Annotated in this window: 14 protein-coding genes, 1 tRNA gene and 1 pseudogene; 9 read left to right on the top strand and 7 right to left on the bottom strand. The window is 47.9% G+C overall.

All coding sequences use genetic code 11. The features are described 5' to 3' along the window. Window positions 1-56 precede the first annotated feature (56 nt). A complete protein-coding gene (locus ACO4R2_RS06100; protein ID WP_484769565.1) occupies window positions 57-638 on the top strand; it encodes a UpxY family transcription antiterminator in 582 nt (193 codons plus the stop codon). Between the two features lie 599 nt (window positions 639-1237). On the opposite strand, the gene ACO4R2_RS06095 is transcribed toward ACO4R2_RS06100, so the two are convergent. Next, window positions 1238-2173 carry a LuxR C-terminal-related transcriptional regulator gene (locus ACO4R2_RS06095; RefSeq protein ID WP_311490599.1) on the bottom strand — a complete coding sequence of 312 codons (936 nt, stop codon included), beginning with the start codon at window positions 2171-2173 and terminating at the stop codon, window positions 1238-1240. Window positions 2174-2376: 203 nt separating this feature from the next. Here ACO4R2_RS06095 and ACO4R2_RS06090 point away from each other — a divergent pair, with 203 nt between their 5' ends. Beyond that, window positions 2377-4797, top strand: coding sequence for a TonB-dependent receptor (locus ACO4R2_RS06090; RefSeq protein ID WP_484769564.1), 2421 nt, complete (start codon window positions 2377-2379; stop codon window positions 4795-4797). A 144-nt stretch (window positions 4798-4941) separates the two neighbouring features. On the opposite strand, the gene ACO4R2_RS06085 is transcribed toward ACO4R2_RS06090, so the two are convergent. From ACO4R2_RS06085 to fldA, 6 genes are all read right to left on the bottom strand, one after another. After that, the gene (locus tag ACO4R2_RS06085; RefSeq protein WP_484769563.1) at window positions 4942-5487 is read right to left on the bottom strand and encodes a tetratricopeptide repeat protein; all 546 of its coding nucleotides are present in this window, start codon (window positions 5485-5487) and stop codon (window positions 4942-4944) included. A 265-nt stretch (window positions 5488-5752) separates the two neighbouring features. Then, complete coding sequence (locus tag ACO4R2_RS06080) at window positions 5753-6562, bottom strand: LytTR family DNA-binding domain-containing protein (protein WP_484769562.1); 810 nt, start codon at window positions 6560-6562, stop codon at window positions 5753-5755. A 22-nt stretch (window positions 6563-6584) separates the two neighbouring features. Next, the gene (locus ACO4R2_RS06075; RefSeq protein ID WP_484769561.1) at window positions 6585-7367 is read right to left on the bottom strand and encodes a ZIP family metal transporter; all 783 of its coding nucleotides are present in this window, start codon (window positions 7365-7367) and stop codon (window positions 6585-6587) included. A gap of 372 nt (window positions 7368-7739) precedes the next feature. Further along, entirely contained in the window at window positions 7740-9041 is a 1302-nt protein-coding gene (gene eno / locus ACO4R2_RS06070) for a phosphopyruvate hydratase (RefSeq protein WP_484769560.1), read from the bottom strand. 128 nt (window positions 9042-9169) lie between these two features. Beyond that, a complete protein-coding gene (locus tag ACO4R2_RS06065) occupies window positions 9170-9493 on the bottom strand; it encodes a cupin domain-containing protein (protein WP_183695271.1) in 324 nt (107 codons plus the stop codon). Between the two features lie 154 nt (window positions 9494-9647). Continuing rightward, window positions 9648-10136, bottom strand: coding sequence for a flavodoxin FldA (gene fldA, locus ACO4R2_RS06060; RefSeq protein ID WP_484769559.1), 489 nt, complete (start codon window positions 10134-10136; stop codon window positions 9648-9650). A 336-nt stretch (window positions 10137-10472) separates the two neighbouring features. On the opposite strand from fldA, the gene ACO4R2_RS06055 reads away from it, so the two are divergent. From ACO4R2_RS06055 to ACO4R2_RS06025, 7 genes and pseudogenes are all read left to right on the top strand, one after another. After that, a tRNA-Ser gene (locus ACO4R2_RS06055) sits at window positions 10473-10557 on the top strand. Window positions 10558-10869: 312 nt separating this feature from the next. Continuing rightward, the gene (locus tag ACO4R2_RS06050) at window positions 10870-12102 is read left to right on the top strand and encodes a site-specific integrase (protein ID WP_484769558.1); all 1233 of its coding nucleotides are present in this window, start codon (window positions 10870-10872) and stop codon (window positions 12100-12102) included. A gap of 25 nt (window positions 12103-12127) precedes the next feature. Continuing rightward, entirely contained in the window at window positions 12128-12595 is a 468-nt protein-coding gene (locus ACO4R2_RS06045; RefSeq protein WP_006046175.1) for a DUF1896 domain-containing protein, read from the top strand. Window positions 12596-12732: 137 nt separating this feature from the next. After that, window positions 12733-13080, top strand: a complete 348-nt coding sequence (locus ACO4R2_RS06040; RefSeq protein WP_315407899.1) for a hypothetical protein — start codon at window positions 12733-12735, stop codon at window positions 13078-13080. A gap of 354 nt (window positions 13081-13434) precedes the next feature. Further along, the gene (locus tag ACO4R2_RS06035) at window positions 13435-13866 is read left to right on the top strand and encodes a hypothetical protein (RefSeq protein WP_484769557.1); all 432 of its coding nucleotides are present in this window, start codon (window positions 13435-13437) and stop codon (window positions 13864-13866) included. A gap of 22 nt (window positions 13867-13888) precedes the next feature. Then, on the top strand, window positions 13889-14308 hold the full coding sequence (locus ACO4R2_RS06030; RefSeq protein ID WP_484769556.1) for a PcfK-like family protein: 420 nt from the start codon (window positions 13889-13891) through the stop codon (window positions 14306-14308). 4 nt (window positions 14309-14312) lie between these two features. Then, window positions 14313-14628 (top strand): annotated as a pseudogene (locus ACO4R2_RS06025) (PcfJ domain-containing protein); the annotation flags it as partial.

The raw sequence follows: 14628 nt of genomic DNA, 5'->3' as shown, positions 1-14628 counted from the left end.
ACAAAGAGGAGTGATAAGCGGATATAAATTGTATTTTTGCCGTCACTACTATACTCATGATGGAACAAAAAGAGGATTTTCCCAAAGAAACGAAGATGTCCGCAGCCACCACGAAGGAAGAGCTTCGGTGGTGGGCGATGTCGGCCGTTTACAACCGCTCGATGAAAGTCAAACAAATGTTGGATGGCTGGGGCGTTGAGAACTTTGTGCCGATGAAGACGGTGGTGCGCACTTACGCAGGGCGAAAAACGCGCCAGCGCATTCCCGCCATCAGCAACCTCATTTTTGTGCGTGCCTCGGAGGAACGTGTGCAGGAAGTGAAGGAGCGCAGCCGCATCTTGCAGTATCTCTGTATGCGACAAGACGGGCGCAATCGCCGCATCATCGTACCCGATGACGATATGGCCGCCTTTCAGCGAGTGGCTGGAGCGGAGGAAGAGATACTCTACTTCCGTCCGGAGGAAATCGACTTTGAGCGCGGCGACCGCGTGCGTATCCACGGCGGCGACTTCGACGGTGTGGAGGGTGTTTTCGTAAAGGTGCAAGGCAAGCGCAATAAGATGGTGGTGGTCACTATCCCCACGCTTGTCTCCGTTGCCACACTCACTTTCGCGCCCGAACTGCTCGAGAAAATCTAAGTAGCCCGCATCTCCGCGCGTAGCTGCTGTTCCCTAATTTTACTGATTCTATTTCGCAGAATAATCCAATGGGATGAACCCATCGGATTATTTTTATTTACCGCCGTATTATTTGACAATCTATTTTCTCCTTCTGGAGCGCGAAATCGTGCCTTTTGTTGGTGAAAAACCTTTAACTATTTTCCTCTCCGATATTTTTCTTGAAAAATAGCTTTGAAAAACTGCTCTACAACATAAAAAAGCCGTTTTCTTTCCTAAATGTTTCATTCTGCCTCCTTCTGCGGCGTGAAAATACAATAAAGCTGTCGGCCGACAGAATAAGGGCGTCAGCTGACACAATAAGGAAGTCAGCCGACAGCCTTATTGTATCTGCGAACATCCTTATTGCGTTCTCGGCAAGGTGGACGAAGGGGAGAACTGCGCTTATTTGTCATTGCAAAAGAAGCGATTCTCGGCTTCGTAAAATAAGAATCTGCTTGACAATAAAGAGGGCGCTGATTGTTCTCTTTCAATGCTTTCCCAGTAAGTGGAGCGGCTCTGGGGGAGGGCTAAAGAAAACCCCTTCTTTCCTTTGCGAAAAGAAGGGGATGAGGAATGTGTTATTTCCGGTCTCGAATCTCGTCGAGCGTGATAAGGCCATTTACCACGGCGTAAATAGTAAGGCCGGAGATGGAATGGATGTCGAGTTTGCGGAATATGTTCTTGCGGTGGGTCAGGACTGTATTGATAGAGATGAAAAGCTTGTCTGCCACATCCTTGTTGCTCATGCCGCGCGCAATGCAAATGACTATTTCGCGTTCGCGTTCGGAGAGCGATTCGTCATTCTCGTTCTTCTGGAGCGGCTGTCCCTTGGTTCGTTCCATCAGGAGTTCCACGGCGGGGAGGAAAAGGTCGTTTTCAACGCCGCGATGCAGCTGGAGATCCTCTTCACAGTTGAAGAGGTCGAAAAGAACCGTATTGAGCAGTTCGTTAGGCCCGTCGCCTTTGTAGTATTTAATGATGAGATTCTTTAGTTCTTGCAGTTTGTGGTTAAAGCTCTCGTTGGAGTGAGCAAACTGCAAAAATTGTGTGTCGGAAATAGAGCCGCCCTGCAACAACTGGTCTACACTCCGGAACATCTTCTTATTCTCTGCTTCCATGTGGTGGCGAACATCGCGCATGAACTCATCGAAGAATTGAAGGATGAGGAATGCCACTTCGTTGGCATCGGAGCAGTTGATAGAACTCACCAAGCGTCGGCGAATGTCCGGGAGTTGGAAATCGAGAAAATAAGAGTGGGCACGCTTGAGATAGTCCGTAAGGGCAGCCGCGCTAACTTTATCTACATAATAAGAGGCTACTTCTGGCCCCACTTTAACGTAGTTGGCCACGGCCAAGAACGTAGTGACATCGACATTACTCTCCTTGCACACTTCGCGCACATTTTTCTCGCCGAAGCCCAGAGGTATTCCGAAGCGACTTAGCATCTGAAAGAGATGGTGTTCGTCGCACAGAACGTCGTACATACGGTCTACTTCTTTATAACTATCTTTCATTGTTTTTCCTTTTGAAGAGCTATGTTGGCAAAGTTAGGAATTTATAGCGTAGTAGTCACTATGTTTTATTGCCTTAATGTGTAAAAAAGATGGAAAAAGATGTGTTCCGACAGCATTAAGTTGTTTTAAGTCCCTATAAATAAGGATTTCGGGCGCGCAAGTAAAAATGTAATTTTGCCAGCGAAACAAAATAACAATTTAAGATGAGGCATAACAAACTGCTGCTCGGCGCGTTGGCTTTTCCGCTAACGGTGAGTGCGAGCACTATGGAAGACACGCCTGTGGATACTTCGCGGGTGTACGATATTGAGGAAGCTGTCGTTGTGGCTTCTCCCAAAGAGCACACAGCTTTTCGCCACCAACCTGTCTCGGCTTCTGTGTTTGGCACAAAGGAGATAGCGCTCCACCACATTGAGGCCGTGAAGAATCTCTCGGCTTTTGCGCCCAATGTGTATATGCCCAACTATGGTTCGCGCTTTACGAGTGCTATCTATGTGCGCGGTGTGGGTTCGCGCATCAATACGCCGGCCGTTGGACTTTATGTTGACAATATTCCCTTTGCGGATAAAGCCTGCTACGACTCTTCTTTTCTCGACATTGACCGTATCGACCTCCTGCGCGGACCGCAGGGGACGCTCTACGGGCGCGGTTCGATGAGCGGTTTGATGCGTGTGTTCACGGCCGATCCCTCGCGACATAACGGCACGACCGTACGATTGGGAGCATCTGGACCAGATACGGGGCGGCGCATCAGTGCCACCACTTTCCTTCACCCCGCCCAAGGGTTGGACATCTCGCTGAGCGGACTCTATGCGGGTAGTGCTGGTTTCTTCCGTAATACGACGACGGGGCGCAAAGCCGATGGCAGCAACGAGGGCGGAGGTCGCTTTCGAGCAGTTTGGCGCGCCAACGAACGCCTGCGGTTCGATTTCAGTTCGGCCTATCTTTATAGCGATGAGGATAGTAACCCTTACTACTATCTTGGTTCAACCTCCGCTTCTGAGCCTTATCCTCATCTCCTCAACCTCATCTCCCAGAATCGCCAAAGCAGTTATCGCCGCGGACTCTTTCATACGGGACTCAACGTAGAGTATAAAGCCAAGAAGTTCACCTTTTCGGCCATTACTTCCTACCTCCATCTCCGCGACCGCCTGTTTATGGACCAAGATTACATCCGCGCGGACATCTTTTCTCTTGAGCAGCGGCAGCGGATGAACAGCGTGAGCGAAGAGCTGAACTTCAAAGGCAGCAACGGACGCCACTGGGCGTGGACCACGGGGGCTTTCTTTCTCTACGAGAATAAGCGCACCACTTGCCCCGTCAATTTCTATGCGGGCGGAGTGGACTTCCTCAATTCAATGTTCCGCAGTGTGATGCCGAGTTTCGTTACTTTGCAGTTCACCGACTCCCGTTTGCCGTTCGATGCTTCATTGAAAACTCCGGGGATGAACGTGGCACTGTTCCATCAGTCCACTTTCCGCCACTTTCTCCTTGAGGGACTATCGCTCACAGCAGGACTTCGCCTCGACTACGACCGCCATGCGCTGACGCTCAATTCTCCTGCGCGCCCCTACAACTATCTCTTCCAACTCCAGATGCCTACGTTTGGGCTCGACATCAATCAGTCTTTCACGAACGAAGCAGGACTGGCTGGAAAAAGCCATCATGGCAGTTGGCAGCTCATTCCGAAGGTGGCATTGCAGTATGATTTGCCCAGCGGCATCGGAAATGTTTATTGGGCAGTGAGCAAGGGGTATCGCAGTGGTGGCTACAATCTGGAGAACTACAGCGACCTTGCGCAAAACCTCCTACGCCGAAACATCATGGGACAGGTGCGCGACTACAGCATCGCTACGCTGCAAACGCTGCCGAGCCTGACGGACGAGAGCCGAGAAAAGGCCATCGCTGGCATGAGCGGTATGATTGCTGCTAATATGCCCGGAGAGGTGAGTGTGTCCGCATTGGCTTATAAACCTGAATACAGTTGGAACCACGAGTTGGGCACTCATCTCACGCTCTTCGAAGGCGCGCTGCAACTGGATGCTGCGGCCTTTCTTCTCAGTACCCACCACTTGCAGATGGCGCGTTTCTCACCCAGCGGTATGGGGCGCGAGATTGTGAACGCAGGGCGAAGCCGGACGTACGGAGTGGAGCTGAGCGTGCGCTCTTCCCTCCTCGACAACCGCCTGAGCCTGCAAGCCTCCTATGGGTGGGCACATAGCACTTTTACGCAGTATTTTCTCGGACTGGCCAAAGGGGCTACGCACGCAACGAACTATAAAGGAAATTTTGTGCCTTATGCTCCCGAACACACGCTTGCGGCTTCGGCCGACTTCCGCCAACCTTTATCGAATGCTTTCTTTGAGGCCTTCACAGTTGGAGCTGAAATGGTGGGTGCGGGGCGTATTTGGTGGGACGAAGCCAATACGTTTAGCAGTCCGTTCCATGCAGTGCTCAATGCCCACGCGGGAGTGGAGTTAGCTGGTAAAGTGAGTGTTGATTTCTGGGCGAGAAATCTGACGAAAGCCCATTATAGCGAGATGTCCTTTGTCTCAATGTCGCGCCGCTATGCGCAATATACGCGCCCGTTGCAAGTAGGCATCGATGTGAAAATAGACTTTTAGGACGCTCCTATTTATTCTGTCTTAGCTGCGACTAAGCAAACTTTTCCGCGCGAGAAAGAAAAGCGGAAAAGTTCAAAGAAAGAAAATCGGACTGGTTGAGCCATTCAGCAATGCGCTGAGGACGCCAACCAGTCCGATGTGTTTTTATTTAGTTCCCGTAATCCGATTTGCTTCTTCCACAAAGCGCGCTTTCAGTTGTCGCGCAAACGCGTTGTTAGGGTCGAGTTGTAGCGCCTTGTCGAAGCAGTCGAGCGCGTCGCGATAATAGACAGGGCCTTCTTTCATCGGGTCTTTCACGATGAGCGCAGTGAGGTAGAAACCTTGCAGTGTATAGACATCGGAGGGTGAAGCCGTTTTCATCTGTCGGAGTTGGCTGATGCGTCGGTCTGCCGCTTTGGCGAGGCCGTCGGCCTGGTCGTTTTGGGGATTCATCACAGCAAAGATGAGGCAGAGGCGCGCCGCTTGATACTTTGGTTGTACACTGTCGGGGAACTGTGCCTCTATTTGCTCCATCTGTGTAATGCAGTTGAGGAGGTTTTCGGGCGTGGGAGCTTGCATCTGACTAAGGCAAGCGCTGATTTGCTGCTTCATGTCGAGCGGTTTTTCCTTGGTGGTTTGAGCCGAAGCGGAGAAACTCATACTTGCAATAAAGAAGAAGGCGAAGGCGAGGTTTGAAATGATAGTTTTCATAAGTTTTGTTGTTTTTTAGTGGAACTTTAATGAATCTGGATCGAAGGAGAAACGGCCGTATCAGTTCGATTTCCTGCAACAAAATTATGTAAGGGAAAAATACCGTGCAAATAGTTGTGACGCACAACCACTTTCTGGGAGAAATAACTACTGCGTGGGACGAGCAGCGAGTTCTGGGGACGAACAACTAAGTTTTTTCTGCAAATAATTATCAAAAAATCGGACCTATCTTTGAGTTGATAAATCCGATTTTCTTTCTCTGTTTTTATAAGAACGTTTTGAGCTTCGCCACATAGGAGCGCGACACGGGTACAGTCTCTTGGGCTGGAGATAGCGTGAGGACATAGCCGTTGGAATTACCCTTGGCGTTCGTGATGTTGTTGAGATTGACAATAAAGGAGCGGTGACACTGAAAGACATTGTCGTAGGGGAGTTGCTGCATGAGTTCGGCAATGGTCAGGCGGAACGTTCGGGTGGCAACGGTGTCCTGCTGCTTGTAGTGAACAATAATGTCGTTTCTCACCGACTCGGCAAAGAGGAAATCGTTGATGGGCAACTCCAGAGCTTGTCCCCTCACTGCTGCATCGCGGATGCTCACGCGGATGTCGGTTTGCTGCTCCGCCGTTTTGTTGAGCATAGAAGCGAGTTCTGTTCGCAGTAGGCGATTGTAGCTAATGCCTATGGAGATGAACGTGATAAAAAAGCCAATGATGGAGGTCCAATAGAGGAAAGTAAGAAGCAAGGAGAGATTAAACAGACTCACCCCGAAATACAAACCCCAAAAGGCGAAATTCCCCACGCCGATAAAGACGACGAGCAGAATCGTGGCGATACTGGCGTCGAGGATTGTCCATTTCGCTTTGTGCTTCATCACCTGCCGTGCAACGAGTGTATGCACCATCTCGAGGAGAAAGGTGATGAGGCCCGACGCAAGGCACGGCAGCAAAATGTTGCCTTTGGCAGCTGCCAGCCCAAAGGGGCGCAGCAAATAGAGAATAAGGAAAACGATGGCGGCATAGAGCAACTGTTCTCCCCAGGTGCTTTCCTTGAAGGGGTATTTTCGAAGTAGCATCATTTTTCTTCTGTTTTTCTACGGTTTATCCCAACGCCACATCGAGCATCATCATCACGCTGAAGCCCACGGCAAAGAAGATGGTGCCAATGTTGGAGTGAGGTCCTTCCGACATCTCTGGAATCAGCTCTTCCACTACGACATAGATCATTGCACCCGCTGCAAAGGCAAGCGTGTAGGGGAGAACAGGGAGCAAAACACTTGTAGCCACGAGCACAAGGACGGCCGCAATGGGTTCTACCACGCCCGAGAGGAAGCCCATAAGGAAGGCTTTCGGCTTCCTCATTCCCGCACTCTTCAGTGGCATCGAGATGATAGCTCCCTCGGGCACGTTCTGGATGGCAATACCGATGGAGAGCGTCAGAGCTCCCGCCGCCGTCACGCTGCTGGAGCCGCCCAAGAGTCCGGAGTAGATAGCTCCCACGGCCATACCTTCGGGGATGTTGTGGAGTACGACGGCGAGTACCATCATCGTGGTACGCTGCAAATGGCTCTTCGGACCTTCTGGTGCAACGGCTCCTGCGTGGAGGTGGGGGATGATTTTGTCGAGCAGCAACAAGAAAAGGATACCTATCCAAAAGCCGATGACGGCTGGAACAAAGGACCATCGCCCCATCTGGCTACTTTGCTCGATGGCGGGGATGAGAAGGCTCCACACAGAGGCTGCCACCATCACTCCGGCAGCAAAACCTGTGAGCATTCGGTTGACGGAGAGGGTCAACTCTTTTCGGAGCAAAAACACAAAGGTGGCACCCAGCGTTGTGCCTATGAGGGGGATGAGTATTCCCCAGATAATATCAGATGTCATATTTCTTCTTTTTGATTTTCTTATGCAAAGATAAGGAGAAGTTGTGAGCTGCGAAATACAAGAGTTGAGGTAGGAAAGAATAAGTATATGAGGGGACAAAAATACAATAAGACTGTCAGCTGACAGCCTTATTGCGTGAACTGACAGCCTTATTCTGTCAGCTGACACAATAAGGATATTTTTACCCTTCTTTATACGCTTGTTTGTCAGTGGTTTACGGTGAGTGTGTTTCTCAATTTTGCCATTTCCCAAGATGGCTTTTAGCACACAAGAAAAACGAGGTACAAGTGGAGGGAAAACCTCTCTGTTCTTGTACCTCGTTTTGAGTATTTTTTAGGACGGATAGTAGTGTCCGCCTAAATTGTCCAATTTTTAAGCCTCATAGCCATATCTTGCGCAGGCTCCCAGTTCCTCTTCGATACGAATAAGCTGGTTGTACTTAGCCATACGGTCGGTGCGGCTCATACTACCTGTCTTGATCTGTCCAGAGTTGGTAGCCACAGCGATGTCAGCAATCGTGGTATCCTCCGTCTCGCCCGAGCGGTGAGAAGTTACAGAGGTGTAGCCGTGACGGTGAGCCATTTCGATGGCTTCAAGAGTTTCGGTGAGCGAACCAATCTGATTAACCTTGATCAGAATAGAGTTGGCTGCACCCAGTTCGATACCCTTCTTTAGGAAACGCGTGTTGGTGACGAAGAGGTCATCGCCCACAAGCTGGCAGCGGTGGCCAATGGCAGCGGTGAGCTTCTTCCAGCCTTCCCAGTCGTTCTGATCCAGACCGTCCTCAATAGAGTCGATAGGATACTTGGTGATGAGTTCTTCGAGATAAGCAATCTGTTCGTCATCGGAAAGTTCCTTGCCGTTCGGATCTTTAGGCATTCCGTTGGAGAGTTGCTTGTAGTTGTAGTAGTACTTACCATCGCGAACAGAGGCAAACTCGCTCGCTGCGCAGTCCATAGCGATGCGGATGTCCTTGCCCGGTTCGTAGCCCGCGTTGCGAATGGCGTCGACGATGCTCTGCAGGGCGTCTTCAATGCCGTCGAGAGCTGGTGCGAAACCGCCTTCGTCGCCCACAGCAGTGGAGAGGCCGCGCTTCTTGAGATCCTTCTGCAATGCGTGGAACACTTCTGCACCCATGCGGATAGCTTCCTTCTCAGAACTTGCACCTACCGGACGAATCATGAATTCTTGGAAGGCGATGGGGGCATCACTATGAGCACCACCATTGATAATGTTCATCATCGGGACAGGAAGTACATAGGTGTTAGTGCCACCAATGTAGCGATAAAGCGGCATATTCAGGGCTTTGGCAGCCGTTTGAGCCACAGCCAAGCTCACGCCCAAAATGGCGTTAGCACCCAGGTTGCTCTTCGTCGGCGTACCGTCGAGGTCGAGCATCTTATAGTCGATGGCGCGCTGATTGAGCACATTGTCGCCACGAAGCGCGGGAGCAATAATGTTATTGACATTCTCAACAGCTTTCAAAACGCCCTTACCACCATAACGAGCCTTGTCGCCATCGCGAAGTTCGAGTGCTTCGTTTTCACCTGTAGAAGCACCAGAGGGAACGCTGGCGCGACCCATTACACCGTTTTCGAGTGTCACTTCTACCTCTATTGTGGGGTTACCTCTTGAATCGAGGATTTCTCTTGCGTGAATTTTTTCGATTTTCATTGTTTCTTTTGTTTTATAACAAAGGGCGGGGGACGATTTTGCAAGTCACCTCGTACGAGATCTTGGTTGAAGAAAACATCTCCGCTCTAATGCTCGTCCCTTGTATCTTGTTGTCGTCCCCCTCGTGTCTACCCTCGTATCATTGTAATAATCATTTTGAAGGGACGTTCAGCTTTTACGCTGTGACGTGCCCCACTGGGAATGATGAAGCTCTCGCCGGCTTTGATGCGATTGTCCGTACCTTCAACGTTGAGTAGCATCTCGCCATCAGTCACTTGGATGAAGGCGTCGAAAGGTGCGAGGTGTTCGGAGAGACCTTGGCCTTCGTCAAAGCTAAACAGCGTTACGCTACCAGCATTGCTGTGTACCAATTCCTTACTTACTACGCCACCTTCTGCATAGTCTACCAAATCGTTTGCTACGAAAATCTTACCTTTTTCAAACTTTGCCATAATAAAAATGTGTTTGTGAGTTACGGGACCAGCCCTTTATTCGTTCCGCAAGCGGAATCTTCTTTCTGACAAACTCCTTAAACAAAAGGAATGCCGCGAGTAGGGGACTGTCAGGTCGGGTAACAAATGTGCCCAGCTAAGCTTCGGAAAGAGATTAAGCCAACTCGCCTTTGATTTCTTCCAACCAATTGGCGATGCGCTCGTCGTTGTCCTCGTTAACATCGAGAGCCAAGCCCACGAACTTTCCATCAATAACGGCTTCAGACTCTACATAGTTATAAGTTGATGCATCAACAGCACCTACCAGTTTGGCACCACTGTTAACCACTGCGTTGTAGAGCTCGATCAGTGCACCACAGAATGTGTCGCCGTAGCTTTCAGCGTCGCCGCAACCGTATAGCGCAATCGTCTTGCCTGCCAAATTAGCTTGTTTCAGCACTTCGAGGCCATCGTACCAGTCGTCCTGAACTTCGCCAGCGCCCCAAGTGGAAGATCCCAACAGCAGGTTGTCATATTCTTCGAGTAAAGCTGCATCAATTTCTGATACATTCTTAACATCGGCTCCTAACTTGCTGGCAATGTCTTCTGCAATGCCCTCGAGAGTTCCGGTGCTGGAACCAAACACCACTAATGTCTTCTTCATAATTTTCTTTGTTATTTTCTTTAATGAATATATTTCTAAACTTTCATTTCTTTTGGTGGTTGCAAAATTACGCAAAGCCTTTCCTGTCTCAACTACCCCTTTCGCGGTATAATACTCCTCCCATCTTGTTTCCTCCACCTTAAACCTCCCAACACCTTTGAAAAAGAAATCCCCATGCTTTGGCGCGCGAATCAGTGTCCCCTGTTCTATTTTGGGCCAAATCAACTAAATTTCAAAAAAATATAAAATAAATGCCTTTTCCCTTTGTTGTATCCAAAAATACCTTTATCTTTGCACCGCTTTTCGACTAAAAGCCATCGCGTCAAGCGACTGAAAGGAGAGATGGTAGAGTGGTCGATTACAGCGGTCTTGAAAACCGCCGTGCTGAGAGGCACCGGGGGTTCGAATCCCTCTCTCTCCGCTAATAGGCTTTAAAAGGTCTTCACAAGGGTCTTCATTTTAGCCTTTAAAAATTAGATAATCGTTGTAAAATCAAGGTTTTACAACGATTTTTCTTTGTATATACCTTTATCGCCTGACGGCATAACCCTATGTTTTGACAATCATCATTCGGTCAAATTCTGCTACATAAACTGCTACACAAAAATTGCAGTAGCAAAAAATGTAGCAGTGACGGTATTCTGAATACCATATTGACGGCATTAATTCTTTCTTTTTCAGAGTGTTATATATTAACTTTGCAGCCGAGTGCTACACAAAAGAATGATGCATTATGAGAACAACTTTCAAGGTGTCCTTCTACCTACGCTCAAACTATGAGAACAAAGAAGGAAAGTCGCCTGTAATGCTCCGAGTATTCCTTAACGGAGAGATGGCTAATTTCGGATCTACGAAAATATTCGTGGACAAGTCGCTGTGGAATAACACTACCAGCAGGCTCAAAGGTCGGACGGCAGAAGCCTTATCCGCTAATGCCGCATTGGACTCCATTTCCACAATGCTGAATGGAATTTACCACAAGTTTGAGGATGACGAGTCCCTGTCATTGGATAAAATCCGTTCTTTCTTTGTAGGAAAAGACAGGGAATACACGACTTTTCTCCCGGTATTTGACAAGTTCAACGAAGATGTCAGACAGCGTGTCGGACACACCATCAGCAAAGATAGTTTGCAAAAGTACAGTGTTTTGAGAAGACATTTCTCAGAGTTCCTTATCCATAAATATGGAAGGAAGGATATAGGACTCACAGAGTTCACGCCATCCGTGGTACAGGATTTTGAGTTGTATCTGAGCACGGTGGCAGGCTGCGCTTACAACACGTCTGTCAAGAAAATGAAGGCACTCAAGACCGTAACCATCTATGCGCAAAAACATGGTTATCTTCTTCACGACCCCTTCCTCAATCATCGTTTTCACTTGGAGCCAGTTAATCGTGGTTTTCTCACGGATGAGGAAATTATGAAGATAGCCAACAAGTATCTTGCTATTCAACGCTTGGAGTTAGTAAGGGATGTTTTCATCTTTTCATGTTTCACAGGTCTAGCATATATTGATGTTTCCAATCTCACACCAGACAATATCGTAACACTTGATGATAAGCAGTGGATTATGACCAGAAGGCAGAAAACAAGTGTGGAAACAAATGTGTTGCTTCTTGACATTCCAAAGAGTATCATCGCCAAGTACAGTCATAAGACCTATCGGAACGGCAAACTGTTTCCCATCTTAACGAATCAGAAAACCAACGCATATTTGAAAGAAATAGCCGACCTTTGCGGTGTCAAGAAGAACCTGACCTTTCATCTTGCAAGGCATACATTTGCCACTATGTCGCTAAGTAAGGGCGTTCCAATGGAAAGCGTGTCGAAGATGCTGGGACATACCAACATTAAAACTACACAAATTTATGCTCGCATTACCAATAAGAAAATAGAACACGATATGGAACAGTTGGCTGGCAAGTTAGACAAGTTCAATGTTGCTATGGGCATCAACTCAAAATAATGTATAACCCTAAACCAAGAAGATTATGACAACAACAAAGAAAGAGCTTTCTTACTTCCGTTTGAAGTTAGAGAACTACCTCAGTGAGCATTTCCCCGAAATGTTAAGTGACAAATCATTCATAACGGCAAGAGCCGACGAAGCATTGACAGCTTACTGCGATGCAGTGACACAGGGCTTCTCGCATCCCGAAGCTGAGACAATGGCAAGTGAAGTATTATACCAAGATTTGCATTTTTCCAAGTACGACACGCTTGTGTCTGTCTTGGAAAATGAGTTCGAGAAAGAACTCCCTTCTCCTCTTCCTGAAAGACTAACACCTATGCTTCTGAAGAATAAGGCTGTGCAAAGCGTTTTCGATAAGTATGAACTGACAGACGACTTTGGGGCGAGTCCAGAGTATGAGAAACTCTACACTGAACTGACAGGGATAATCGTTCTGATCATTGAGGTCAATGGTCTGCCAACGATAGGCGGTGAGAACATGACTTGATGTAACACCATCGGGAGCTTTTGTAGTGTCAAGAGCCAAGATAACCACTCTTCTCCACACACCAATAGTTTTACAAACACTTGGCTTTGTGTGGAAGAGTATCTTGTAACTGCTCTTGAACTATTAAAAGCTCCGATATGAATACAATCATCATGAATCAAGACGTTCACACACCTGCCTTCATCAAGGCAGACGCATCGAACAAAACCGATAATATCAAGCAGCAGCAGACTTCTCCCAAGCAAGTCCGCTGCTTCTCTTGGACACGCTTCATCGAACTCGCTATCCTGTTTTCTATCGTTATCGGTGCTGTTTGGCTTATCTCAAAGATTGTAACGTCACAGGTCGTTACCGCCGTGTCAGTCATTGCAGGTTTTCTGATACTGCGCTTTATCGTCAGAGTCATTCTCCAAGTTACCTTTACGCTGCTGAGCATTCTCTTCTGGCTGGCAATTCTCTGTGCCATCCTGCTATGCGTGCTTTGAGAAGCACGGCTCTGCAATACCTTTCATTTATCGTTCATTAGGTGGTTATCTCGCATATTGAGATAGCCACCTTTTCTATTTTCCACTACGAGCGTTGCACTTTTGCTTCTTTTCCAATGCTCCACGATATGCGATGACAAGAAGACGGATGTTGTTCCCTTTTTATCCGCAAAGGTAGTACGGGGCTTGTGGCTTTCAAAAGGTCTATGCCGCTTGGTTTGTCTGGAAAATCTCCACACCTACGGGTTGTATTTTCCGCCAAAACCTTGTGTAAGCCCGCCCCGCTACCTCTATTTTGCTACAAAAAGGAATCAGCATACTCCGATCTTTGGACGCATAAAAAAAAATGTCGCTATGGATAAGCAGAAAGTAAATACAACATCTTCGATGAACAGAAAAGGATATAGCTCCTCCTCTCATTACCGCATTAACCCTGTGGCTGAAAAAAGTGAGCAAGTGTTGGCAATTAAGTTTGTACAATGGGACGTTCCCCCTTTGGAGAGCCTTTGTAATAGCAAAGTATATCTCCTGCGTATGAAACTCTATCGTGGCGAAATGATGAGCCGTGAGGAAAAGAATTGGCTTGCCGAAGCGGTGAACTCAAACACCTATTTCCGCACAGCCGTTCCCCTGCAAGGCTATCGCTTTGACTTCTTTGATGTACTGAAGAAATACCTTGTCAATCAGTACGGACAATGGACAGAGTATTACGCACCCGACAGAACAAGCCTAAGAGCCTACCTATATGGGCGCATCAATCAAATAGTAGAAATTCCCAAGTATTAACAACATCAAAACATATACGACAATGAAAGGAACAGAACATTTCACACGGACAATAGCCGAGTATCTCAATCAGCGTGCTATGGCAGACCCCTTGTTTGCCCCTAACTTGATGAAGCCGAACAAGAATATCGAGGAGTGCATCACCTACATTCTTAATGAAGTGCAGAAAAGCGGTTGCAACGGCTTTGATGATGATGAAATCTTCTCTATGGCTGTGCATTACTACGATGAAGACGATATAGAGGTGGGTAAGGCTATTTCTTGCCAAGTTACCGTCAATCACATTGTAGAACTCACAGAGGAAGAAAAAGCCGAAGCAAGGCAGGAAGCCATTAAGCAATATCAGCGTGAGGAACTTGCAAAGATACAGAGCCGTAACGCACGAGTTAAAAAGACCGAGAACATAGCAACCCAAGTACAACCATCACTATTCGATTTTTAAGCCTATGAAACCGAGAAACAAATTTGAGAAGGAGGTTTTGGAACAAAGCAAGCATCTTCGCCCAATAACCAAGACACAAGGCAAGTGGGCATTCCGTGAGTGCATAGACCACTTTGCCTACCGCTTGCCAAAAGGTCGCACCACTTGTATGGATTGTGGGCATAGTTGGGTAATGAACAAACATAAAGAAACTTGCACTTGCCCTCATTGCAGGGCAAAGTTACAGGTCAAGGAAACCTATGAGCGCAAGTTGCAGCAGAAGCAGTATTTCACCCTACTTACCACTTGTGGAGAGTTTCAAGTATTACGTATGTTCCTAC

Source organism: Alloprevotella sp., assembly GCF_057240785.1.
This window is presented reverse-complemented; position numbering and strand designations above follow the sequence as displayed.